This is a genomic window from Myxococcus sp. AM010, assembly GCF_013372585.1.
Lineage (GTDB): Bacteria > Myxococcota > Myxococcia > Myxococcales > Myxococcaceae > Myxococcus > Myxococcus vastator.
Map to the genome: position 1 here is coordinate 25,106 of NZ_JABXEO010000060.1, position 23,383 is coordinate 48,488.

The 23,383-nt window shown below is 69.5% G+C and carries 18 protein-coding genes; 11 read left to right on the forward strand and 7 right to left on the reverse strand.

Annotated features, from left to right (window positions below; all coding sequences use genetic code 11):
* Positions 1 to 17: 17 nt before the first annotated feature.
* A complete protein-coding gene (locus tag HV826_RS24740) occupies positions 18 to 503 on the reverse strand; it encodes a GAF domain-containing protein (protein WP_176419446.1) in 486 nt (161 codons plus the stop codon).
* A 98-nt stretch (positions 504 to 601) separates the two neighbouring features.
* Here HV826_RS24740 and HV826_RS24745 point away from each other — a divergent pair, with 98 nt between their 5' ends.
* Positions 602 to 1,339 carry an NAD-dependent deacylase gene (locus tag HV826_RS24745; RefSeq protein WP_176419447.1) on the forward strand — a complete coding sequence of 246 codons (738 nt, stop codon included), beginning with the start codon at positions 602 to 604 and terminating at the stop codon, positions 1,337 to 1,339.
* A 60-nt stretch (positions 1,340 to 1,399) separates the two neighbouring features.
* Here the strand turns inward: HV826_RS24745 and HV826_RS24750 are convergent, their stop codons facing one another.
* Positions 1,400 to 3,082, reverse strand: a complete 1,683-nt coding sequence (locus HV826_RS24750; protein WP_176419448.1) for a serine/threonine-protein kinase — start codon at positions 3,080 to 3,082, stop codon at positions 1,400 to 1,402.
* A gap of 122 nt (positions 3,083 to 3,204) precedes the next feature.
* On the opposite strand from HV826_RS24750, the gene HV826_RS24755 reads away from it, so the two are divergent.
* Entirely contained in the window at positions 3,205 to 5,178 is a 1,974-nt protein-coding gene (locus HV826_RS24755) for an ABC-F family ATP-binding cassette domain-containing protein (RefSeq protein ID WP_176419449.1), read from the forward strand.
* Positions 5,179 to 5,202: 24 nt separating this feature from the next.
* Here HV826_RS24755 and HV826_RS24760 read toward each other — a convergent pair whose 3' ends face one another.
* A complete protein-coding gene (locus HV826_RS24760; protein ID WP_176419450.1) occupies positions 5,203 to 5,886 on the reverse strand; it encodes a zf-TFIIB domain-containing protein in 684 nt (227 codons plus the stop codon).
* A 47-nt stretch (positions 5,887 to 5,933) separates the two neighbouring features.
* Complete coding sequence (locus HV826_RS24765) at positions 5,934 to 8,174, reverse strand: ATP-binding protein (RefSeq protein WP_176419451.1); 2,241 nt, start codon at positions 8,172 to 8,174, stop codon at positions 5,934 to 5,936.
* Between the two features lie 107 nt (positions 8,175 to 8,281).
* Here HV826_RS24765 and HV826_RS24770 point away from each other — a divergent pair, with 107 nt between their 5' ends.
* The 8 genes from HV826_RS24770 to HV826_RS24805 all read left to right on the forward strand — a co-directional run bounded on the left by HV826_RS24770 (position 8,282) and on the right by HV826_RS24805 (position 17,082).
* Entirely contained in the window at positions 8,282 to 10,687 is a 2,406-nt protein-coding gene (locus tag HV826_RS24770; RefSeq protein ID WP_176419452.1) for a transglycosylase SLT domain-containing protein, read from the forward strand.
* 230 nt (positions 10,688 to 10,917) lie between these two features.
* The gene (locus HV826_RS24775) at positions 10,918 to 11,121 is read left to right on the forward strand and encodes a cold-shock protein (protein WP_011553379.1); all 204 of its coding nucleotides are present in this window, start codon (positions 10,918 to 10,920) and stop codon (positions 11,119 to 11,121) included.
* Between the two features lie 135 nt (positions 11,122 to 11,256).
* Entirely contained in the window at positions 11,257 to 12,654 is a 1,398-nt protein-coding gene (selA, locus tag HV826_RS24780; RefSeq protein WP_176419453.1) for an L-seryl-tRNA(Sec) selenium transferase, read from the forward strand.
* Positions 12,651 to 13,244: an HNH endonuclease gene (locus HV826_RS24785; protein ID WP_163783077.1), complete on the forward strand. Its 594-nt coding sequence runs from the start codon at positions 12,651 to 12,653 to the stop codon at positions 13,242 to 13,244. Before selA ends, HV826_RS24785 begins: the two co-directional genes overlap by 4 nt.
* Positions 13,245 to 13,464: 220 nt before the next feature.
* Positions 13,465 to 14,418: a P-loop NTPase gene (locus HV826_RS24790; RefSeq protein WP_176419467.1), complete on the forward strand. Its 954-nt coding sequence runs from the start codon at positions 13,465 to 13,467 to the stop codon at positions 14,416 to 14,418.
* The gene (locus HV826_RS24795; RefSeq protein WP_176419454.1) at positions 14,415 to 15,686 is read left to right on the forward strand and encodes a helix-turn-helix domain-containing protein; all 1,272 of its coding nucleotides are present in this window, start codon (positions 14,415 to 14,417) and stop codon (positions 15,684 to 15,686) included. Before HV826_RS24790 ends, HV826_RS24795 begins: the two co-directional genes overlap by 4 nt.
* Positions 15,687 to 15,770: 84 nt before the next feature.
* On the forward strand, positions 15,771 to 16,034 hold the full coding sequence (locus HV826_RS24800; RefSeq protein ID WP_176419455.1) for a hypothetical protein: 264 nt from the start codon (positions 15,771 to 15,773) through the stop codon (positions 16,032 to 16,034).
* A 10-nt stretch (positions 16,035 to 16,044) separates the two neighbouring features.
* Positions 16,045 to 17,082 (forward strand): RluA family pseudouridine synthase, encoded by a 1,038-nt coding sequence (locus tag HV826_RS24805; RefSeq protein ID WP_176419456.1) that lies wholly within the window; start codon positions 16,045 to 16,047, stop codon positions 17,080 to 17,082.
* On the opposite strand, the gene HV826_RS24810 is transcribed toward HV826_RS24805, so the two are convergent.
* Both HV826_RS24810 and HV826_RS24815 read right to left on the reverse strand, forming a co-directional pair.
* Positions 17,063 to 18,373, reverse strand: a complete 1,311-nt coding sequence (locus tag HV826_RS24810) for an HD-GYP domain-containing protein (RefSeq protein ID WP_176419457.1) — start codon at positions 18,371 to 18,373, stop codon at positions 17,063 to 17,065. The genes HV826_RS24805 and HV826_RS24810 overlap by 20 nt on opposite strands.
* A gap of 4 nt (positions 18,374 to 18,377) precedes the next feature.
* Positions 18,378 to 20,144, reverse strand: coding sequence for a HEAT repeat domain-containing protein (locus HV826_RS24815; protein WP_176419458.1), 1,767 nt, complete (start codon positions 20,142 to 20,144; stop codon positions 18,378 to 18,380).
* A gap of 157 nt (positions 20,145 to 20,301) precedes the next feature.
* On the opposite strand from HV826_RS24815, the gene HV826_RS24820 reads away from it, so the two are divergent.
* Positions 20,302 to 20,637 carry a hypothetical protein gene (locus tag HV826_RS24820; protein ID WP_176419459.1) on the forward strand — a complete coding sequence of 112 codons (336 nt, stop codon included), beginning with the start codon at positions 20,302 to 20,304 and terminating at the stop codon, positions 20,635 to 20,637.
* Positions 20,638 to 20,774: 137 nt separating this feature from the next.
* On the opposite strand, the gene HV826_RS24825 is transcribed toward HV826_RS24820, so the two are convergent.
* Positions 20,775 to 23,240, reverse strand: a complete 2,466-nt coding sequence (locus HV826_RS24825) for an OPT family oligopeptide transporter (RefSeq protein WP_176419460.1) — start codon at positions 23,238 to 23,240, stop codon at positions 20,775 to 20,777.
* Positions 23,241 to 23,383: the final 143 nt, after the last annotated feature.

The following is a 23,383-nucleotide window of genomic DNA, read 5'->3' on the forward strand; positions in this document are numbered from 1 at the left end:
CCGGCCGCGGGCCGCCGCTACCGCTGGAACCAGCGCACCAGGTCTTCCAGCTCGCGGCGGTCCACCTCGTCAAAGGTGCCCGGGTGCTCGGAGTCAATGTCGAGCACGGCGAGCAGCTCCCGGTTGCGGCCGAACACCGGCACGACAATCTCCGACGTCGAGCGTCCGTCGCAGGTGATGTGGCCCGGGAAGGCGTGGACGTCCGCCACCACCATCGTCTCGCCCTTCGCCGCGGCGGCGCCGCACACGCCCTTGCCGAAGGGGATTTCCAGGCACCCGAGCGTGCCCTGGTAGGGGCCCACGCGGAGCAGCTTGCCCGGCGTGACGACGCGGTAGAAGCCCGTCCACAGGTGCCCGAAGGCGTGGTGCAGCAGGCAGCTCATGGTGGCCATGCCGGTGATGTCGTCGTCGATGCCCTCGAGCACCGCGCGCGCGTGCTGCTTCAGCTCGGCGTAGGCTTCGGCCTTGGGCATGCCGCGCAGATCCAGAGTGACTTCCGCCATGATGGGACCTCGCAAGGCGACCCCCGGGAGCGTCAGGCCCCGGTAGGGTCAGCGTCCCCTCCATAGCTTGATTCGCTTTCCGCCGCACAGGAGCCGACATGCATTCGCTCACCCTCGATTCGAATACCTGGCTGCTCGTCCTCACGGGCGCGGGGGTCTCCGCTGAGAGCGGAGTTCCCACCTTCCGTGGGATGAGCGGACTCTGGGAGGACCAGCCCGTGGAGGCCGTGGCGTCGCCCGAGGGCTTCCGGAAGGACCCGTCGCGGGTGTGGCGCTTCTACTCGGAGCGACGCAAGGGCGCCGCCGCCGTCCACCCCAATCCGGGCCACGAGGCGCTCGTCGCCTGGGAGCGTCACCTGGGGGACCGCTTCCTGCTCGCCACCCAGAACGTCGATGGCCTGCACTCCCGCGCCGGAAGTCAGCGGGTGGTGGAGATGCACGGCAACCTCTTCAAGACGCGCTGCAGCCGCTGCGAGCGGCCCCCCTTCGACGACGCCACCGTGTACCCCACGGGGTCGGTGCCCGAGTGCGATGCGTGTGGCCAGCAGTTGCGGCCCCACATCGTCTGGTTCGGCGAATACCTGGACCCGGCGGACATCCAGCGCATCGAGGACTTCTCGCTGCGGGCCGCCACCTCGGGTGGACGTCTCATCTTCCTGGCGGCGGGGACCTCCGGCGCCGTGTACCCGGCCGCTGGAATCGTGGACCAGGTGCGAAAGGCCGGCGGGGAGACGTGGCTCGTCAACCTGGACCCGGCGGAGAACTCCAACCGCTTCGAGCACCGCGTCGTGGGCAAGAGCGGGGAGGTCCTCCCGGGCCTCGCGAAGCTCGCCTGACGCGAGGGGGCGGAAGGACCGGGGGGCACCGCGGCGCTTCCGCGTGCCCCCTGGTGGGGACTACTCGAAGACGGAGATGTCCGGCCCGGACGGGCTCGACGGCTTCGGCGGCGGGCGCGGCGAACGTCCGGGGCCCGCGGCGCGCACAGGCTCCAGCACCACATTCGCCGTCTGTGTGTTCCCAGCCACCCGGCGCAGGTTGAGCGTGAGCTCCTTGTCCTGGTGCCCCGGCATGCGGAAGCTGAAGGAGTGCACCTTGTCGCGGCGGAGCTGGAGCTTCGTGGGCGTGGTGCCCACCATCTCCTCGCCTTCGTAGATGGATGCGCCGGACGGCGTCGAGGCGAGGCTCACGGTGAGGAGGGACGGCTCCTCGGGTGTTCCTGTCGCGACCTGCGTCGTGGTCGGTGAGGCATCGCGGGGGACGTTCACCACCACCGGCGTCGCGGGGGCGCTGCCGTCACCCTGGTTGCCCAGGACCACGGCCGCGCCAATGCCCAGGAGGACGAGCGGCACGGCGACCAGGGCCACCTTCTTGCCGGTGGACATGCCCTCCGGCTCGGGGGGCGGAGGAGGCGGCGCGGACCTGGACGTCTGCGAGCGCCCGCGGCTGGGGGAGGACGCGGCGCCCCCACCGCCGCCCTGGGTCCTGGCGACGACGACGTTGGACGGCGTGGAGCCCCGGCCCAGGGTCGGCGCGGCGCCCACCCGCGAGGAGCGGATGCCGCTCTGGCTGCCCTGACGGCTGGAGCGGCTGCGGCTGTTGCTGCCGCGCTCGCTGGCGCTGGAGACGCCGCCGCTCGGCATGGCGTCGAGCTCCTCGGAGGTGAGGTCCGCTACGGTGTCCAGCATCGCGTCGATGAACTCCTGCGCGTTCTGGTACCGGTCCTCCTTCTCCGGGGCGAGCGCCTTCTTGAAGAAGGCATCCAGCGCGGCCGGCACCGGGGCGCCCTGGCGCTTGGTGTTGACGGCGGGCACCGGCTGGGTGAGCGACGCCGTCAGCGCCTTGCGCACCGTGTTCGCGCCGAAGGGCGAGCTGCCGGTGAGGCAGAAGTAGAGCACGCCCGCCATGGAGTAGAGGTCGGAGCGCTGGTCCACGGACTCGCCGCCGGCCTGCTCGGGCGGCATGTACTGGGGCGTGCCCAGCACCTGCCCGGTGGAGGTGAGCTGCTCCTCCTCCTCTGCCTCCATGGCCTTCACCAGGCCGAAGTCCAGCACCTTGACGAAGTCCTGGCCGCTGAGCTGCTGCACCATGATGTTGTGCGGCTTCAAGTCGCGGTGGACGCAGCCCTCCGCGTGCGCGTGCGCCAGCCCCTGCGACGCCTGCTCCACGAGGCTCAAGGCCCGGCGCAGGGACATGGGGCCCTGGCGCTTCACCGTCTCCTTCAGGCTTTCGCCTTCCAGCAGCTCCATCACGTAGTAGCAGGTGCCGTCCGGCGACCGGCCGAAGTCGAAGATGGTGATGACGTTGGGGTGGCGCAGCCGGCTGGCGAGCTCCGCCTCCCGGCGAAAGCGCTCGAAGAACTGGGGCGCGGCGGCCAGCGACGGGTTGAGCGTCTTCACCGCCACCGGGCGCTGCACGGACGTCTGGGTGGCGCGGAACACCATGCCCATGCCGCCCTGGCCCAGGACGCTTTCGATTTTATAACGGCCGTCGAGCACCTGGCCGAGGAGCTGGAGGCTCTGGCCTGAGCAGAGGTGGTCGACGCCGTCGGTGCTTCCGCAATGGGGACAGGGGGCAGCCATGTGGGGCCAGAGTATAGACAGGCCCCGGCCCAACCCGGAAAGCCCCTGTGGGGCCCCAGAGCGAACGGGCAGGCACATCCGACATTCCCGAGGAGCCCGCGGGCTGTTACATCCCCGGCGCCATGAGCCTCGTCATCGCCCAGGACCTCTGTCTCTCGTACGGAAAGAAGGTCCTCTTCGATCAGGACAGCTTCACGCTGGGTCCCAGGGACCGGGTGGGCCTCGTAGGGGCCAACGGGACAGGCAAGAGCTCGCTGATGAAAATCCTGGCGGGCGTGGCCCAGCCCGACTCGGGGACGGTGCAGTACAGCCGCAAGGCCCGGGCGGGCTACCTGCCGCAAGAGATCGCCGGCCTGCCGGAGGGCACCGTGGTGGAGGCGGTGATGAGCACCGTGCCCGGCCGCGATGCGATGGAGGCGCGCCTCAAGGAGACCGAGGAGGCGCTCGCCGCCGCCACGGACGAGGAGGACCAGCTGGAGCTGTCCCAGTCCCTGGCGGACCTGCACGCGGAGCTGGACGACTTCGAGAACCGCTACGGCCGCCACCACGCCGAGCGCATCCTCAAGGGCCTGGGCTTCCGCGACGCGGACCTGGCCAAGCCCACCTCCGCGCTGTCCGGCGGTTGGCGGATGCGCGCGGCCCTGGCGGGGCTGCTGCTCCAGGACCCGGACCTGCTCCTGCTGGACGAGCCCACCAACCACCTGGACGTGCCCACGCTCACCTGGTTCGACGACTTCATGCGCCGCTCCACCAAGGCGCTGGTGCTCATCTCCCACGACAAGGACTTCCTCAACCGGCAGATCAACCGGGTGGTGTCCCTGGAAGTGGAGGGCGTGCGCGAGTACGCGGGGAACTACGACGAGTACAAGCGCCTGCGCGCAGAGGAGAAGGAGCTGCTCCGGGCCCGCGCCGAGAAGGTGGAGTCACGCCGCGCGGAGCTGCAGGGCTTCATCGACCGCTTCGGCGCGAAGGCCACCAAGGCGCGGCAGGCGCAGAGCCGCGCCAAGATGTTGGAGAAGCTGGAGAAGGTGCAGGTCCTGGAGGAGCGGACGTCGATGAAGTTCCGCTTCCCCGAGGTCGAGCGGAGCGGGCGCGACGTGGTGACGCTGGAGGGCATCACCAAGCGGTACGGCGCGCAGACCATCTACGACGGCCTCACCGGGCGCGTGGAGCGGGGGCAGCGCATCGCCGTGGTGGGCGCGAACGGCGCGGGCAAGACGACGCTCCTGAAGATGGTCGCTGGTGAGCTGACGCCGGACACCGGGACGGTGACGCTGGGGCACAACGTGGTGGTGGGCTATTACGCGCAGCACCACGCGGACAAGCTGAACCGGCAGAACACCATCATCGAAGAGGTGCGCCCGCTGGCCGCGGACAAGCCGGAGAGCTACGTGCGCGGCGTGCTGGGCGCGTTCCTCTTCAGCGGCGACGACGTGGAGAAGCCCATTGGCGTGCTGAGCGGGGGTGAGCGCGCGCGGGTGGCGCTGGCCAAGCTGCTGCTGGTGCCGTCCAACTTCCTGCTGATGGACGAGCCCACCAACCACCTGGACCTGGACTCGGCCGAGATGCTGATTGAAGCGCTGAAGAGCTACGGCGGCACGTTGCTGTTCGTCAGCCACAGCCGGAGCTTCATCAACGGCCTGTCGTCGCACGTGTGGGAGGTGGCGGACGGGAAGCTCACGCCGCACCCGGGCAACCTGGACGACTACCTGTACCACCAGCAGAAGCTCCAGCAGGCGGCGGCGGAGGCCGCGGCCCTCGCGGCGGGCCAGGCGCGGGGCGACAAGGTGGCCTCCGGGCCGATGACGGAGAAGGACCGCAAGCGGCTGGAGGCGGAGGCGCGCCAGCGCCGCAGCGTGGTGGAGGGGCCCCTCAAGAAGGAGATCGCGAAGCTGGAGGCCCGCATCGCCGAGGTGGAGGCCGGGCAGAAGGAGCGCGAGGCGCAGCTCGCGGACCCGGCCCTCTACAACGACTTCGCGCGCGCCAAGCCGCTGATGGACACGCACCGCGCGAGCAAGGAGGAGCTGGAAGACCTCTATGCCCGCTGGGAGGCCGCGCAGGAGAAGCTGGCCGAGGCGACCGCGTCACTGGGGTGAGGCCTGGCGGATATCCGCCGTGAGTCAGAAGCGAAAGGTGGGGCGGGAGCCGGACATCATCTGCTTGAGCAGCCACATCATGCCAGCGGAGACGAAGCCGCCAACGTTGAGCACGGGCCCCCGCCGACTGGGGACGACGAGGGGGATGCCCTTGCCGCTGTCCATCTCTTCCGTGAACGGGGTTGCGCCACTCGGCGCGCAGCTTCCACAGTAGAGGGCTTCCTCCCATACAAAACCATGCGCTGGCAGCATGTCTCGCCGGCACGCGGTGCAGCACGGCTTCCCTTCGATTCGCACCGTGGGCCGGAGGTCGAGCGGCGCGCTGCGGTACGTCTCCACGGCGGCTTGGAGTTGCTGGAGTTCGCCCGCATCCAGGGCAACCCCCGCGCAGCCCGAGCACACCTCCATGGGGACGCCGAACACCTCCACCACGGGCAGGGGCGCCTGGCCGCAGCGCGGGCAGGCGGGGGCGCGCGTCGAGCAGTGGGGACACTCCGGAACGAACTGGAGCTCACCGTGGCAGGCCTTGCAGCTTCCCGGCCGGTCCTTCGAGCGGCGCAGGAGCGCGTCCGAGACGGCGCCGCCCATGACCTTCGCGAGCGCATCGCCCTCGAACCACACTGCGCCGCAGTCACCGCAGGTCTCCAGGGGAAGCTCACCGCTCGGACTGGGCTGCATCGCGGACTGGCAGAAGGGGCATGCGCTCATGGGGATCACCCTATAGGCGCGCGCCCTCAGGAGCGAAAGCGGTGTCGCTACGCGCGGAGCCGCTTGCGGCGCTCCCGCTTGGCGCGGGCCTCCACGTGGGACGGCTTGCCCCCGTCGCGCAGCTCGTCGGGCATGGGCAAGGACTGCGACGGCCGCTTCCCGGCGGGCAGGCCCTCCACGGAGGTGGCGTCCGCGGGCTGCTCGGTGGGGAGGGCGGGGAACCGGATGACGAACGTGGTGCCTTCGCCCACCTTGCTCTGCACGGAGATGCTGCCGCCGTGGTTCTTCACGATGCGCTGGCAGATGGCCAGCCCCAGGCCGGTGCCCTTCTGCTTCGTCGTGTAGAAGGGCACGAAGATGTGCGGGTGCTGGTCCGGAGGAATGCCGGGGCCGTTGTCGGACACCTGCACCTCCACGAACTCGGCGCCGGCGCTGCGCAGCTCCCCGAAGCGCTCCGGCTTCTCCGTGCGCACGCTGATGCGGCCCTCGCGCGTCCCGAGCGCCTGCACCGCGTTCTGCACCAGGTTGATGAGCACCTGCTTGAGCTGCTCCGCGTCGCCGTCCACGCGCGGCAGCATCAAGTCCAGCTCCACGGCCAGGTGGAGGTTGGAGGGCACGTCGTTCTGGATGAGCCGCATGGTGCGCGTCACCACCTCGTTGAGGTCGGTGGTGCCGAAGCTCTGCTTCATCGGACGCGCGTAGTCGAGGAACGCCGTCACTACGCCGTTGAGCCGGTTGACCTCCTCGACGATGACGTCGAGGAACTCGGCGTCCTCGCCGTGGAACTGCGCCGGGTCCAGGCACTGCGCAGCGCCCTTGATGGCGCCCAGCGGATTGCGAATTTCGTGCGCCAGGCCCGCCGCCATCTCACCCAGCGCGGCCAGGCGGTCCCGCTCGCGGATCTTCTCGTAGAGCTTGGAGTTCTCCAGCACCGTCGCCAGCCGCTCCGCCACCTCCAGGATGATGGCGATTTCGTCGGACGCGAAGGCCTCCGGCACCCGTTCGTCCCACAGGTTGAGGAACCCGATGACGCGGTCATTGCCCATCAGCGGCACGGCGATGCCGGCCTTCACCTGCACCAGCGCCGCGCGCGTGTCGTTGAGCCGCTTGAGCTCGTCCCGGTAGCGCTTGCCCTCCACCGCCTGCAGCCGCATGGTGGCCATGCGGCGCTCCACGTTCTCCCGCAGCACCGCCTTTTGTCCGCTGGCCGCCGCGAAGAGCAGCCCGCGCGCCACCGCCGTGTCCAGGAAGGCCACCGGCAGCGGGCCCCGCGAGTCCAGCAGCCGGTACCCGGGCCGGTCCTCCGCCAGCAGGTACACGGAGGCGTGCGTCACGCGGCCCGTTTCATGGAGCGTGTCCAGCACCAGCCGGGCCAGCTCGGAGATCTCGATGACGTTCGCGATGCGCACGCGCAGCGAGCCCAGCGAGTCCAGGAGGGCGAAGCGCTCGCGGAAGAAGATGCGCACCACCATCTCCTCCACCTTCACCTTCAGGGGCTCCAGGAGGATGAGGATGACGAACGCGGCCACCACCGTGTTGAAGAGGAAGAGGCCGGTGTTCTCCTTCCCCCACGCCGTCAGCACCGTGAAGACGGCGGCCAGGATGCTGGCCAGCACCGTCTGCGAGGCAATCTTGCCCAGCAGCTCGTGCAGGTCCATGAGCCGCAGCCGCAGCAGCGTGTGGGCCAGGAAGAACAGGTACAGCGTGGAGAAGACCGAGCCCAGCGTGGGGAAGGGGATGCCGAAGCTGACCAGGAAATCCAGCGCGGAGAAGAGGATGGCCGCGCCCGCGCCGATGGCCAGGTACGCCAGCCGGAACTTCTCGATGCGCGACTCCGTGGTGCGGACCCGGTGGAGCAGCAAGGAGCCGTAGGTCAGCAGCGTGCCCAGCACCCACACGCCCATGCCCACCCGGGCCCAGAGCTTGTCGGCCAGGGGGGTGACGGCCACGGTCAGCCCCAGCACGGCGGACAGCAGGGCGAGCCGGCGGCCCACCAGGTTCGTCCCCTTGCTGACGCCCAGGAACTCCAGGAAGAAGGCGACGGCCGCGCCCGGCACCAGCGAACCCACCAATAGGGTGGCGCCCACGAAGATGCGGGATGTCCACGGGTAGTCGCCGGCCGGGAAGATGCTGTGAAAGAAGAGCGAAAGGTAGTAGCCGGCGACCGTCAGCGCGAAGACGGAGTACAGCGTCAGTACCCTGGGCCTGCCGGGCCGCAGCAACATGGACACGCCCAGGGCGAGCCCGATGATGGATGCCAGCAGCGCGCTCTGTGTCCGGATGTCCATGAGGAGGCGGACAGTCTAACCTGTGTCAGTCTCCGGAAATTTTCCATGACCTGCTGATTGTCCTGGGGCGAGCCCGCGCGCATCTCCCTGGGAACCCGCCCCCGCGTATGAAGCCCTTCCTTTCCAAACTCGCCGTCGCCGCCTCCGCGCTCCTGATGACCGCGCAGGCCCCCGCCCCGCAGGCGGTTTCGTCCACCCCGGCCGAGCCCGAGGCGTCCGAAGCGCCGGCCCAGCACCCCAGCAACGCGCCTCCCGAAGCGCAGCTGTCACCTCCTCCCGATTCGGAGAAGGCGCCGCTGCCGGTGGGCTACGTGGAGGTGCTCAACCCCGCCTTCCCCAATGCCGCGCCGCCCACGCCGGTGGTGCACCGGGGCCGCCGCTACGGGCTGGAGGACCTGGCGCCGTACTTCGGCGAGGGCAAGAAGCAGGAGGCCCGTGACGCGTTCGACCGTGGACAGTACCCGCGCGCCCGCGAGCTGCTGAAGGACGAGGGCGACAGCCCGCCGGTGCGCTACCTGCGCGCTTTGGCTGCCGTCCGCGCCGGGGATGACGCGTCCGCCGCCACGGAGTTCGCCGCGCTGGCCCCGGACTACCCCGCGCTGAAGGACCGCTGCCTGACGCATGGCGGCGTGGCGCTGGAGAGCCTGCGCCGCTTCGACGAAGCCGCGGTGCTGCTGGAGCAGGTGCCGCCGGAGTCCAAGCTGTACGTGGACGCGCGGCTGGCCCTGTCACGCGTGCTGCGCAAGAAGAAGGACGCCGAGGGCGCCATGGCCGCGCTGGAGCCGCTCACGTCTCGCGCGGCGCCCAGCTGGGGCCGCAACGTGGGCGCCGAGGCGCTGATGGCCATCGCCGACATCGCCGCGGAGAAGAGGGACAGGGCCGCCGAGCGCGCCGCGCTGTGGCGCCTGTGGGCCGCGCATCCGTTGTCCGCCCTGTCGAAGCAGGCCGAGCGGCGCCTCAAGGGGCAGGCGCCGCCGTTGGAGGCGAAGGTGGGGCGCGGCGAGGCGCTGGTGGAGCTGCACCGCAACAAGGCCGGCCTGGCGCAGCTGGAGCCGCTGCTGCCGAAGCTGAAGCTCCCGGACCCGCTGGCCTGCCGCGCGCACTTCGTCTTCGGCAAGGGCCTGCGCAAGGAGCGCCAGCACACGCGCGCCATCCAGGTGCTGACGCCGGTGGCGGAGCAGTGCCAGGACCGCGACCTGCTGGCGCGCGTGTTGTACGTGCTCGGCTCGTCGCGCTCCATCGTGGACCAGGCGCGGGGCATGGAGACCTACGAGCGGCTGGCGCGCGAGTTCCCGGACCACTCGTTCGCGGATGACGGCCTCTTCTACGCCGCCGACCTCTACCTGAAGACGGGCCGCCCGAAGGAGGCCATGGCCCGCCTGGACACGCTGGCCCGGCTGTACCCGCAGGGAGACTTCCTGGGCGAGGCGCTCTTCAAGGCGTTCTGGATTGCCCGCACCACCGGCGTGGAGGACTCCGGCCTGTCGTTCCTGGACCGCATCGAGGCGCAGTTCGCCAAGGCGGACGAGAGCTACGACGTGGAGCGCGCGCGCTACTGGCGGGCGCGGACGATGCAGGAGAAGGGCAACATCCAGGGCGCGGCGGAGCTGTTCGAGAAGCTCTCCGTGGACCACCCGGCGACCTACTATGGGCTGATGGCGCGCTCGCAGCTGGCGAAGGTGGACCCGCCGCGGCTGGAGAAGGTGTCCGCTGAGGTCTTCACCGTGCCCGAGGCCGTCAGCCCCTGGCCGCTGTTCGCCGGCCCCATGGGCGAGGACCCGCACTTCCGCGCGGGCGTGGAGCTGTACCGCCTGGGCTTCAAGGAAGCCGTGTCGTCCGAGATGCTGGCCGTCAACCGGACGAACCTGCCCGCGGAGTCCGTGCGCCTGCTGGTGCTGGTGCTGCACGAGGCCGGGGACGAGCGCTCCGCCCACGCGGTGGCGCGGCTGGCGCTGCGCAAGGACCTGAGCGGGCCCATCACCGCGGAGACGCGCGTGGTGTGGGAGGTGGCCTATCCCAACGCCTTCCGCGACCTCATCGAGAAGCACACCGCGGACGCGGGCGTGGAGCCGGACCTGCTCCAGGCGCTGATGCGGGAGGAGAGCGCGCTGGACCCCAAGGCGCTCTCATGGGCGGGAGCGATGGGCCTCACCCAGTTGATGCCGTCCACCGCGAAGGGCGTGGCGCGCGAGCTGAAGCTCAAGCGCTTCAGGGTGGACCAGCTGCTCCAGCCCGACCTCAACATCCGCATGGGAGCCCACTACCTGGGCGGCTTGCTCAAGCGCTTCAAGGGGCACACGCCCTACGCGGTGGGCAGCTACAACGCGGGGCCCGGCGCGGTGAATCGTTGGAGGTCCGACAGGCCGGACCTGGCGCTGGACGCGTGGGTGGAGGAGATCCCCATCTCCGAGACGCGCGGCTACATCAAGCGCGTGCTGCGCTCCTTCAACACGTACCAACTGCTGTACGGACGGGCGCCCAAGCTGCCCGTGCTCAAGAGCGCCGCGAAGTAGGTGCGCCGTCGCCATCCGGGCGCTTGCTGGGTGGTGTCGGTAGAGAATTCGTGCGGAATGGAGCGCGAAGGCCGCGGGTTATGTCCACGCCCTGAAAAAGGGTGCCTGCGTGTGGGGGTCCCCCTATGCAACTGGCCGGAAACGTGACACATGGCCAAGGCCGCACCCTCACACGGCGTGGCAACCAGCTCAATTCATGAAGCTGGTAGAGAAAGACGAAGAGAAGCGTAATGGCGACTGGTACCGTGAAGTGGTTCAACGACGCGAAGGGCTTTGGGTTCATCATGCAGGACGGCGGTGGCGAGGATCTTTTCTGCCACCACACTGCGATTCAGACCCAGGGCTTCCGCACGCTGCAGGAAGGCCAGAAGGTCGAGTTCGACGTGGCCCGTGGCCCCAAGGGCCTGCAGGCTCAGAACGTTCGCCCGGTCTGAGTACCTCCTGAGCGCTCCTAGCGCTCAGTCCGAAGGCTCAGTCTCCCCGAGGGAGGCTGGGCCTTTTCCTTTTTGTCACCCCGATGTTCCGGGGCTCGCCTGGAACTTGCCCGGCGGCTCCCATAGACTCGGGGCGTGGGCGCCCCGTCGAACAGTGGAGACGGTGGGAAGAATGCGCTCTTGCGCGCGCTCCCCTCCGTCGAGCAGCTCCTGCGGCGCCCGTCGCTGGAGCCCCTGTTGAGTGGAGTCCCCAGGGCCCGTGCCGTGGCCGCGCTTCGGCTGGCGGTCGACCGGGCCCGGGGCCGGCTGGTGGCCTCGGGCGGGCCGGGCTTCGAGGACGCGGACGTCCAGCACGCCCTGGACACGCTGGCCGCACCGGGGCTGCGGCCCGTGCTCAACGCCACCGGGGTGGTGCTGCACACCAACCTGGGACGCGCACCCCTGGCGGCCTCGGCCGTGGCGCGCGTGGCGGAGGTGGCCCGGGGTTACTCCAACCTCGAGTACGATTTGGATGAAGGAGCGCGGGGCAGCCGCTACGCGCCGCTCGTGGGGCTGCTGCGCTCGCTGACGGGCGCGGAGGACGCGGTCGTCGTCAACAACTGCGCGGGCGCGGTGCTGCTGGTGTTGGCGGCGCTGGCGTCCGGCCGCGAGTGCGTGGTGTCGCGCGGTGAGCTGGTGGAGATTGGCGGTGGCTTCCGTGTCCCGGAGGTGATGCGGCAGTCGGGCGCGAAGCTGGTGGAGGTGGGCACCACCAACCGGACGCGGCTGTCGGATTACTCGGCGGCGCTGGGCCCGGAGTCAGCGCTGCTGGTGAAGGTGCACCGCTCCAACTTCGCGTTGGTGGGCTTCACGGAAGAGGTGGAGGTCGCGGAGCTGTCGGCGCTGGGCCGCGCTCGCGGCGTGCCGGTGTTCCAGGACCTGGGCGCGGGCGCGCTGGCGCCGTTGAAGGGCGAAGGCCTGAGCCGCGAGCTCACGGTGGCCCAGGCCGTCGCGGCGGGCGCGGATGTGGTGGCCTTTTCGGGAGACAAGCTGTTGGGTGGGCCCCAGGCGGGCGTCGTGGTGGGCCGGGCCGCGCTGGTGGCGCGCATCAAGGCCCACCCGCTGATGCGGGCCCTGCGGGTGGACAAGCTGACGGTCGCCGCGCTCGAGGCCACCCTGGTGCTGTACCGGGATGGCCGGGCGGAGGAGGTGCCGGTGCACCGCCTGCTTGCCCAGTCGCCGGAGGACCTGCGCGCCCGGGCGGTACGGCTGGAGGGCCTCCTGGCGGGGCAGGGTGTGCGTGCGCGGGTGGCCAGCGTGGTGGGACAGGTGGGTGGGGGTGCCCTGCCGCTGGCCGGGTTGCCGTCCTCCGCGTGCATCCTCACCCTGGAGAAGCCGGAAACATTCCTGGACCGCCTGCGCGGAGGAAGGTCGCCGGTTATTGGCAGGATCGCGGATGGCGAGGTGCTCCTCGACGTCCGGTGTCTCGAGGAGGAGGAGCTCCAGGCGGTCGCGGATGCCGTCGCGGCCGCCATTCCAGGGAACCCGCCATGATCAACAGCGCCGTGCTTGTCCTCAACCGGTACTACCAGCCGGTGCATGTCACCTCGGTGAAGCGGGCGTTCACGCTCCTGTACCTGGGGGTGGCCAAGGCCATCGACTCGCAGTACCGGCTCTACGAGTTCGCGGACTGGGCGGAGCTGAGCGCGACGCAGGACTGCATCACCACCATCGAGCGCACCATCCGCGTTCCCCGTGTCCTGGTGCTCAGCGCGTATGACCATCTGCCCCGAGGGCGGGTGCGCTTCTCCCGGCTCAACATCTACGCGCGCGACAACGACACCTGCCAGTACTGCGGGAAGAGCCTGCCGCGCAGCGAGCTGAACCTGGACCACGTCATGCCGCGCACGCAAGGGGGCAAGACGACGTGGGAGAACGTCGTGTGCTCCTGCGTCCCCTGCAACCTGAGGAAGGGTGGGCGGACGCCAGAGCAGGCCCACATGAAGCTGCTCAAGAAGCCCGTGCGCCCGCGCTGGACGCCGCTGTTCCGCGGTGCCAGCCGCAAGGTGACGTACCGGGAGTGGCTGCCGTTCCTGCACCTGGCGGACGCGTCGTACTGGAACGTCGAGCTGCTCGACGAGTAGCGCCTGCCTGCCTGGCAGCCGGGCTCGCCACAGGGGCAGGAAACACCGGGAGTGACGGGTTTCCGGCGCCCGCGCGGGCCGGGATGTTCCACTGAACGGATGCGGAAGGTCGGGGAGTCGACGCGACCCTGGGTTCGGGATTTGATGGGGGGGCATGTCCCAACCCTCGCGAGCGCCCCGGACCGAATCCCGTGTCCTGGGCCCCACGGAGCCAGGCCCCATGGTCTCCGGCCCTCCTGGTCTGTCACGCCGTCCTCGCCCCCGGCGCATCATCGCCGTGGGAGGCGGGAAGGGCGGCATTGGCAAGTCCATGGTGTCCGCCAACCTGGGGGTGGCCCTGGCCCAGTCGGGCGCCAACGTGCTGCTCGTGGACGTGGACCTGGGCGGCGCCAACCTGCACACGTGCCTGGGCGTCGGCCAACCCACCGCGACGCTGTCCGACTTCCTGCGGCGGAACAAGGCGCAGCTGGAAGAGGTCATCATCCCCACCGGCATCCCGAGGCTTTCGCTGATCGCCGGGGCGCAGGACGCGCTGGATGCGGCCAACCTCAAGTACGCGCAGAAGCAGAAGCTGCTGCGGACGTTGATGGGCACGTCGGCGGACTACCTCATCCTGGACCTGGGCGCGGGGACGAGCTTCAACACCATCGACTTCTTCATCCTCGCCGACCACGGCGTGCTGGTGATGCTGCCCGAGCCCACGTCGGTGGAGAACGCCTACCGCTTCGCGAAGGCGGCCTTCTTCCGCAAGCTCCAGCAGGTGGAGTCGCAGTACGGCATCGAGGACCTGGTGGAGGACGCGCTCACCACCCGCGAGGGGGCGCTGCGCACGCTGCATGACGTGCTGGCGCAGGCCCGGCGCAAGGACCCGGCCATCGCGGAGCGCCTGGAGCGGGAGCTGTCCGCGTTCCGCATCCGGCTCGTGGTGAACCAGGCGCGCACGGATGCGGACCTGTCCGTGGGCGCGTCCGTGGCCGCCGCATGGAAGAAGTTCTTTGGCATCGAAATGGATGTCCTGGGGGCCATCCGCTACGACGACGAGGCGTGGCGCGCGGTGCGCAAGCGCAAGCCCGTCCTCCTGGAGCGGCCGGATTCCGCGGCGGCCACTGCCATTCAGGGCATCGCAACGCGTATCCTCGCACTCGACGGCTCCCCCCAGCGCTCCACACCATGAAGCCCTTCGAGCAGCAGACCTATTACGAGATTCTCGAAGTCCCCGTCACCGCGCCGATGGAGGAGATTCGGGCGGCGTACGAACGGCTCAGTGAGCTGTATTCGCCGGACTCCATCGCCGTCTATGCGCTCGTGGACGAGGGCCAGGTGGATGGGCTCCGCGCTCGGATGGCCGAGGCGCTGGAGATTCTCTCCGACGAAGAGCTGCGCGCCGAGTACGACAAGGACCTGGGGCTCCCGGCCCGCCGGTTGATGGATGCGGCGGCGACGGGGGGCTCGGTGGCTCACGCCGACGCGCCGGTGGAAAAGCGTGCGGAGCCGGAGCTTGTTGGGGTTGCCGCACCCGGCGCGGAAGATCAGACTGGCCTCCTTTCGACGCAGGTCCCCGAAGCGGGGACGAACGGGAGGCCAGGGGCAGTGCGAGACGTGCCGGTGGAGGACTCGGAGACCGCGAGCACGGAGCGGGACGGGGAAGGGGAGGCCGCGGACAAGGCGACGGAGCCTCGGGTGGAGCCGCTGCCCGCGACCTTGGGACAGGCGGACTTCCGGGCGTCGTTCTTCCGTGGGTTCTCGTTCGCGTATGTGTCCAGCTCGTTGCAGGACACGCAGCGGATGGGGAGCGCGGTGGACGTCCCCGTGGCGTCGATTCAGCCCCAGGCTTCGGGGGAGGGGACGGGCACGGAGGCCGCGAGCGCTGAGTCGCAGCGCGAGGCTCCGCCCCCTCCGGTTCCAGCAAGCACCAGCCTGGTGCCGGCGGCTCCCCCGGAGCCCTCCAGCCCGGCGCCCGAGGCCGAGGCCGAGTCGGCCGCCATCGTCCCTGTGCGTCCGGAACCCTCCGCGGAGGCGCAAGCCGAGCCCGGCCGGGCCGGGGCGCGTCCTGGACGGCCCCTGGGAGACGCGCCGCAGCTCGCCCAGGACTCCGCTATCGCCACGGCGGAGGCGGCGCTGGCGCAGGTGTCCCAGGTCGCGTCGCGGGCCCGGGAGCCGCGGCCTCGCATTCCGGAAATCCCGTCCGACGCCGAGTTCAACGGCGAGCTGCTCCGTCAGGTCCGCGAGGCCCGGGGGATGACCCTCCAGCAGGTGGCCGACCGCACCCGCATCACGCGCAGTCACCTGGAGAACGTCGAGGCGGACCGCTACACGTCGCTCCCGCCCGCGGTCTACCTGCGAGGTATCCTGATGAACCTCGCCCGCGAGCTGGGGTTGGATCCACTCCGCGTCTCCAAGAGCTACCTCGCCCTGTCTTCTGAGAAGGCAGGCCGGAAGTAGGGGCGCCCCCGAAAGTGCTCGGATGTCACCGGCGTTGCGAGGAAAGTTGACTCGCCTTCAGCCGCTGCCTAAGTAGGTAGCACGATGACGGACGAGGAAAAGGTCAAGGCGATGCGGCTCGCCCGTGCGATTGCCTCGGATATCTCGCTCTACAACGAGCAGAAGATCATCAAGGGAATCGAACAGGACAACCTCTTCGAGGTCCTCAAGGAGGAGCTCGAAGAGGGCCGCGATCTCTACAAGAGCCGCGTCAGCCAGGAGATCTTCACGAAGATGAACTTCTTTGAGCGGGCGATCAACGACATCGTCCTGCGCTCGAAGGCGCATGTGAAGTCGAAGATCTGGTAACCCCCTCCCCGTGGTAGCGCCCGACACGCGAGAGTTCCGCGCTCCGCCCGAAGCTCGCGGCGAGCGCGTCGATCAGTACCTCGCGCGCGCGTTCCCGGCCCTCACGCGCTCCCGCATCCACGGCCTCATCGAGGCCGGGCATGTGCTCACGGACGGCCAGCCGGCCAAGCCGGCCCGGCGTCTGCGCGGCGGTGAGCTGCTCGTCCTCCACATCCCCGCGCCCGTTCCCGCCGTCCCGTTGGCGGAGGAGCTCCCGCTCGCGCTGCTGCACGAGGACCGCGACCTGGTCGTCGTCGACAAGGCGGCGGGCATGGTCGTCCACCCCGGCGCGGGCCACGCCTCTGGCACCCTGGTCAACGCGCTGCTGCACCGGGTGAAGGACCTGGCCGGCGTCGGGGGCGAGCTGCGGCCCGGCATCGTCCACCGGCTCGACAAGGACACCACCGGCTGCCTCGTCGTGGCGAAGAACGAGCAGGCGCTGGTGGCGCTCCAGAAGGCCTTCAAGACGCGCGCGGTGGAGAAGACGTACCTGGCGCTGGTGCACGGCGTGCCGCCCGCGGAAGGGCGCATCGAGACGCTCTACGGCCGTCACCCCATCCACCGCCAGCGCTTCACGGGCAAGTTGAAGGAGGGCAAGAGCGCCGTCACCGTGTACCGCGTCCTCGAAGCCTTCGAAGGCGCCGCGCTGGTGGAGGTGGACCTGCTCACCGGCCGCACGCACCAGATTCGCGTGCACCTGTCCGAAGCCGGCCACCCCCTGCTGTGCGACGCGCTCTACGGCGCCGGGCGCAAGCCGAAGGGCGCCGCGGCGCAGGCCCAGGAGCGGCTGGGGCGTCAGGCGCTCCATGCGTGGCGCCTGTCCTTCGCGCACCCGCGCACGGGCAAGGTGCTGAAGCTGGAGGCGCCCATACCCGCGGACCTGGAGGCGGCCCTGGCGCTGCTCCGGGCCACCGCCCCCTCGCCGGAGGCGCCGCCCGCCACCCGAAAGCAGCCCGCGCCCCGGAAGGCGGCGGGCGGCGCGAAGCGGACTACAGGCCGGACACGCTGAGCGACTGCTGGCGCTTGGACAGCACCTTCACGGGCTGGATGGCCATCACCCGCATGAAGACGGCCAGCAGCTCCGGGTCGAACTTGTTCCGCATCTCCGACCACATCAGCATCAGCGCCACCTCGGGGCCGTAGGCATCCCGGTACGGGCGCTTCGAGGTGAGGGCGTCGTACGCGTCGCAGATGGCGATGATCTTCGCGTACGCCCCGAGGTTCGTCTTCGGGATGATCATCTGGATGTTGCCGCGGGAGTCGCGCACGGCGGTACCGAAGTCCGTCTTGTGCTCGAACGTCGTCACCACGCGCAGCAAGGTGGAGCGGCTGAAGCCCTTCTCCATCAGGATGTTGCGCACGGAGATGAGCGGCGCGCGCTGCACCGTCTGCTTCTCCTCGGGCGTCAGCGCGCCGCGCTTCGTCGACAGCTCCTCCGACAGCGTGGCCATGCCGGCGTCGTGGAAGAGGGCGATGTAGCCCAGGTCGCGCAGCTGCGGCTTCGTCAGGCCCAGCTCCGCGCCGAAGACGACGCTCATGAGGCACACGTTGACCTGGTGGTACACGAGGTAGTCGTCCTCGCGCCGCATGGTCGTCATGCCCAGGAAGTGCGTCCGCTGCTCGTAGGAGATGTCGACGAAGTCCTGCACCAGGCGCAGCGCCTTGGAGGCGTTGATGGGCTTCCCGGCGCGCACCGACTCCAGGTACTTCGTGAGGAAGAACACGGCGCGCGCGTAGATGGTCATCGCGTACTTCTTGCGGTCCACCTTCTGGTCGCCCGGGTTGTCCAGGTCCTTGTTCAGCTTCTCCTTCAGCTTGGAGAACTTGGCCACCCGCATGTTGAGCAGCTTGCGGTTGGACAGGCCGTCCTCGTCGGCCGCGGCCGTCTGCTCCTTGCTGAAGATCCAGATGAAGTTCTTCAGGTCCGGAACGGTGACGGGCTTGGTGAGCGTGAAGCCACCCACGTCCTTCGAGCGCAGCTCCGCCAGCAGGTAGCGCTGGTTCTCGATGGAGTTGAGGTCCACCTTCACCAGCATGCCGTTCAGGTAGAACGACTCCTTGACGCCCGTGAGCTCCAGGCGGCCTTCCTTGCCGATGATTTGATTGATGATGTCCTGGAGCTGGTGCAGCGGCTTCTGGAAGACCGCGTTCTCCGGGTCATACATCTTCACCGAGCGCACCAGCATGTACATGCCGGCCACCAGCGAGCGCGCCAGTCCCTGGAGCTTCTCGTTGTGCTCGCGGCCGAACTCGCTGGTGTTCTCGTCCTGCGACTGGGTGATTTTCAGGTTGTCGGCCATGCGCCTATGCCTCCTCCGACAGCGCCGAGTCTCCGAAGAGCGTCTTCTTCGTCTGGTACATCGCCTTGCGAGCCGAGGTGAGGACCTCCAACGGCTGGTTCTTGTCCTCCACCACCGCCTGCAACATCTTGTAGCCCTGGATGGAGCACGCGCCGCCCAGGCCGTGGATGGCCAGCAGCTTGTCCTCCAGCACGCGCTTCTTGTTGAGCAGCGACGGCTTCGTCGCGAGCATCTGCTGCATCATCGACAGGGCGCCCGGGGTGCCCGTGGAGCCGATGGCCGCGTACACCGCGGCGCGCTCGTCGGGCGTCTTCTTGTCGAAGCCGGGCTCCCGCACCAGGCGCATCAGGTCCACGTAGCCCTTGTCGCGGTCGAACTCCGGCAGCAGCTTCGCCGCCAGCATGCGCACCTGGGAGATGGGGTCCGCGAGCGCGTCCACGATGATGCGCCGGGCCTCGCCCGTGCGGCCGCGGCCGATGATGTTGAGCACCTCCAGCTTCACCACCAGGTTGGGGCTCTTGAGCACCTGGCCGAACATCTTCACCCGCTCCGGGTGGTTGCTCTTCTCCAGGATGTAGACCATGTCGCGCACTGTCTGCGGCCGGTCTGACATCAGGCGCGCGACGAAGGGCTCGGGCAGCTCGCGCGCGAACCCCGCGAGCGCGTCACACAGCAGGGTGCGGTTGTCGGCGACCTCGATGCTCTCCAGCACCGACAGCAGGGGGATGATGGAGTCCCGGTCCAACCCCTGGAGGTAGCGCGACACGTCCGCGGGGTTCTTCGGCCGCGTCGTCTTGAGCGACTCGCCCACGCGCATCAGGCGCTGCTCCTCACCCATCTTGTGGAGGAAGTTCTCCAGCATCTTCGCCAGGTCCTCGCTGCCCTCGCGCTGGGACAGCGCGCGCAGCTTGAGGACGATCTGGTTGACGGTGCCGAAGTCGTCCTGGAGGAGGAGCATGTCCAGGAGCTGCACGAAGATCTCCTCGAGCAGGGACGCGTCATCCACGCCGCCTTCCACCACCTGGAACACGGCGCTCACCAGCTTGGGGAACAGCCGGGCGTTCTCCTCCTCGGAGACCTCGCGCTGCAGCTTCGCCTTCAGCTCGTCCGAGGCGTGCCGTCCGCCCACCACGAGGCCGCGAATCTGCTCCACGCCGTCCAGCCTGGCGTCCAGGTCCTCCGCGGACACACGCGCGAAGCGCAGGTAGTCATCCGAGTTCGTCGTCAGGCGCGAGTAGAGGTAGCCCACCACCTTGTCGACCTCGACCTGGACCTCCTCCTCGGAGGCGTTCTCCATGGAGAAGCCTTCCACCACCACGTACTCCACGTGCTCCATGCTCGCGCGCCACAGTTGCGCCAGCACGTCCTCCGCGCCGCGCTCCGGCTCCGACAGGGCGATGAGCGTGAAGGTGGTCAGCTCCTCCACGGTGAGACCCGGGCGGAAGATGAGCTGCCGGATGCCGTCGCGGAAGAACTTGTAGGGCAGCGGGGTGTCTTCGGAGAACAGCGCCTCACCGAGGAGCAGGAAGTTCTGCTGCTCCACCTTCATCGACAGGGGGCCGAACTTCTCCGTGTAGGAGGCAATCGACTCGAGCGCCTTCCCGAGGAACTCCGGGAAACGCGACTCGTTGTGGCGATACATCCCGATTTGTTTGATGCCCTTGAGCAGGTGGAAGGCGAACGTCTTCGCCAACTCAACCTTCTCGCGTGCCTCGGGCGAAAGCTGATGCTCCGCGTTGGATTCCTGGATGGCTTTAGGGGGGTGGGCCATGCTGTCACCCGAGCCTAACCCGATTTTGGACGGCCACCCAGGACACGGCCCGTGGAAGTCCCAGGGCTTGGGTGGGGTCCCGGTGACGGGGATGAGAATGACGGGGATTTCCGGTTGTGTTGCCACATGCGTCATCCGCCGGAGCGGGGCGACGTCCATGGCGCGGTTGCTGACGTGCTCACTGCTGCTGCTCTCGCTGACGGGGTGTTTCCGGATGAGCCTCCGCTCCGGAGCGCCGCGCGGAGGGGCGCCCGAACAACAAACGGGCGTGAGCCTGGTCGCCGGACTGACGACCTCCAACGTGGTGACGCCGGAGTGCCAGCACGGCTTCTCCCGCGTGGATGTGTATTGGCCGTGGTGGGGCCCCGTCGTCTTCGCGGCGACCTTCGGCATCGTCGCGCCGCTGCGCACGGAGTACGTGTGCGCGGAGGCCGCGGGGGCCGCTGGCGTCGCGCCGCCCGAGCACGTGCCGCCCTCCCACTCGCCGCTCTGAGGGCGCTGGCCCGGGTGGGTGCGCGCCGCCTCCTGGACGGGGTTTCAGGAGGCACGCCGCACCCGCCCCGGAAATGAGCGGGGCGGCGAGGAATGCGCCTCGCCGCCCCGGGGTGTCTCAGCGGTGTTTCAACCGACCTACGCTTCCTTCTGCGGCGGCGGGGACACGGCGGCGCTCGGGCCCTTGAGGGCGGAGCGCAGCAGGAACAGCGTGAGGCCGCCGAAGAAGAGCAGGCCCCAGAGGTTGGACCACAGCGGGTGGGCGTGCTCGCTCTCGCCCACCAGGTTGAGGAAGCCGCCCAGGCCGCCCTGGTTGCCCAGCAGGGCAGGCAGGTTCAGCGCGCGGGTGCCTGCTCCGTCGGTGGCGATCTCCAGGAAGGCGATGAGCACACCCGCGATGGAGCCGCCGGCGATGAAGCCGGAGGAGAGCAGGGTGCCTGGCGAGAAGTCGGACTCACCGCCGCGGATGCGGTCCACGAAGTAGCGCACCATGCCGCCCACGAAGAGCGGCGCGCTGCTGCTGATGGGCAGGTACACGCCCACCGCGAAGGGCAGGGAGGACACGCCGCACAGCTCCAACATCAGCGCGATGAACACGCCCAGGAGCACCAGATCCCACGGCAGCTTCTGGGTGAGGATGCCGTCGATGATGAGCGCGAAGAGCTGCGCCTTGGGCGCCGCGTAGCGCGTCAGCTGCTGGCCTTCGTAGACGCTGATGCGACCGCCGATGCCCGGGTCCACCACGTACTGGATGGTGTCGGACGCATCGAGCAGGTACTTGCCCGCGGGCACCGGCGTGTCCGCGCCGCGCACATAGCCTTCCTTGTAGGTGCGCTCCGGGCCGTCCGTGACGGCGCCCAGGTCCGCCACCTTGATGGGGGCGCCGCTGGGGACGTTGAGCGTCACCGCGCCCAGGTCCTGCGAGGACACGTCGCGCCAACTGCGCAGCTCCGGCGTGGCGCCCTGCGTGTTCAGCTCGTAGCCCTGCGCCCAGACGGCCTTGCGCAGCGCCGCCACGTCCAGGCCGCGCGCGGCCAGGGTGTCGGCGGAGACGGCCCAGGGGAAGGTGTGCTGGACGCGCGTCTCGTTGGAGAACTCCGTCACCTTCACGCCCGGGTGGGGTTCGGGGATGGTGACGGTGGCGCCGCGGTTGAGCGTCACCAGCACCAGGCCGATGAACATCGCGCTGGTGAGCACGCCGACGAAGAGCGCCATCTGCTGGCGCCGGGGCGTGCCGCCCACCAGGAAGGCCGTCTTGAGGTCCTGCGCGGTGGTGCCGCCGTTGGACGCGGCGATGCCGACGATGGCCGCCGTGGTGAGGGCCATGAAGCGGTCCTCGGACGACGTCCAGCCCATGAGCAGGTACACGAGGCAGGTGATGAGCAGCGTGGCCACCACCATGCCGGAGATGGGGTTGGACGAGCTGCCAATCTCTCCGGTGATGCGCGCGCTCACCGTGACGAAGAAGAAGCCGAAGATGACGATGAGGATGGCGGAGATGAAGTTCACCTCCAGCGGCGGCGCCAGCCAGATGGCCAGCACCAGCATCGCGCTGCCGCCCAGCACCAGCGTGATGGGCAGGTCCTGCTCCGTGCGCAAGAGCTGCGGCACGGCGCCCTGGCCCCGCGACGCCGTCAGCGTCTCCAGGCTGCGCTTGAAGGCCCCGACGATGGTGGGCAACGAGCGGATGAGGCTGATGAGGCCGCCCGTCGCCACGGCGCCCGCGCCGATGTAGAGCACGTAGGCGTTGCGAATCTCGTCCGGCGACATGTCCCGGATGAGCTGGCCGTTGTGCATCAGCAGCGGCGTCTCCAGCCCGCCGCCGAAGAAGGAGATGGCCGGGATGAGGATGAGGTAGCTCAGCACACCACCGGCGAAGGTGATGGCCGCCACGCGGGGGCCGATGATGTACCCCACGCCCAGCAGCTCCGGGCTCACCTCGGTGGAGACGGTGGCGCTCTTGAGCCCCTGCAGCGGCGTGCTCAGCACCTCGCGGAACAGCTTCATGCCGGAGTAGGCGAGCTTGTAGACGCCGCCCACCACGAAGCCGGTGATGACGGTGCGGGCGTTGGTGCCGCCCTGCTCGCCGACGATGAGCACGTCCGCGCTGGCGGTGCCTTCCGGGTAGGGCAGCCTGCCGTGCTCCTGGACGATGAGGCCCTGGCGCAGCGGAATCATCATCAGCACGCCCAGCACGCCGCCCAGCGCCGCGGTGAGGAAGGCGTGGGTGAGGCTGATGTCGTAGCCCAGCAGCAGCAGGGCGGGGAGCGCGGCGGCCACGCCGAAGGCGAGCGACTCACCGGCCGACCCCGTCGTCTGGACGATGGTGTTCTCCAGGATGCTGGAGTTGCCCAGGGCCCGGAAGATGGCGATGGAGAGCACCGCGACGGGAATGGACGCGGAGACCGTGAGGCCCACCTTGATGGCCAGGTACACGGACGAGGCGGCGAACACGATGCCCAGCACCGAGCCGAGCACCAGGGCCCGCATCGTCATCTCCGCCGGAGACCTGTCGGGGGGGACGTACGGAGTGTGGGCGACTGTCGCGAGCGTTTGCGCGACAGGGACGCGATCCTCGGAGATCGGCGGCGAACCGTGGGCCAAGCGGGGGGCTCCTTCGAAGGGAAACCGGCCCCTTCTAGCAGGCCCACGGCTGGCCGTGAAACAACGCCTTCAAATGGGAAGCGCCCCCGCCAGCAGGGCGGAGGCGCTTCGAGGCGGGCCAGCCCCGGAATGCCGGGGCAGCT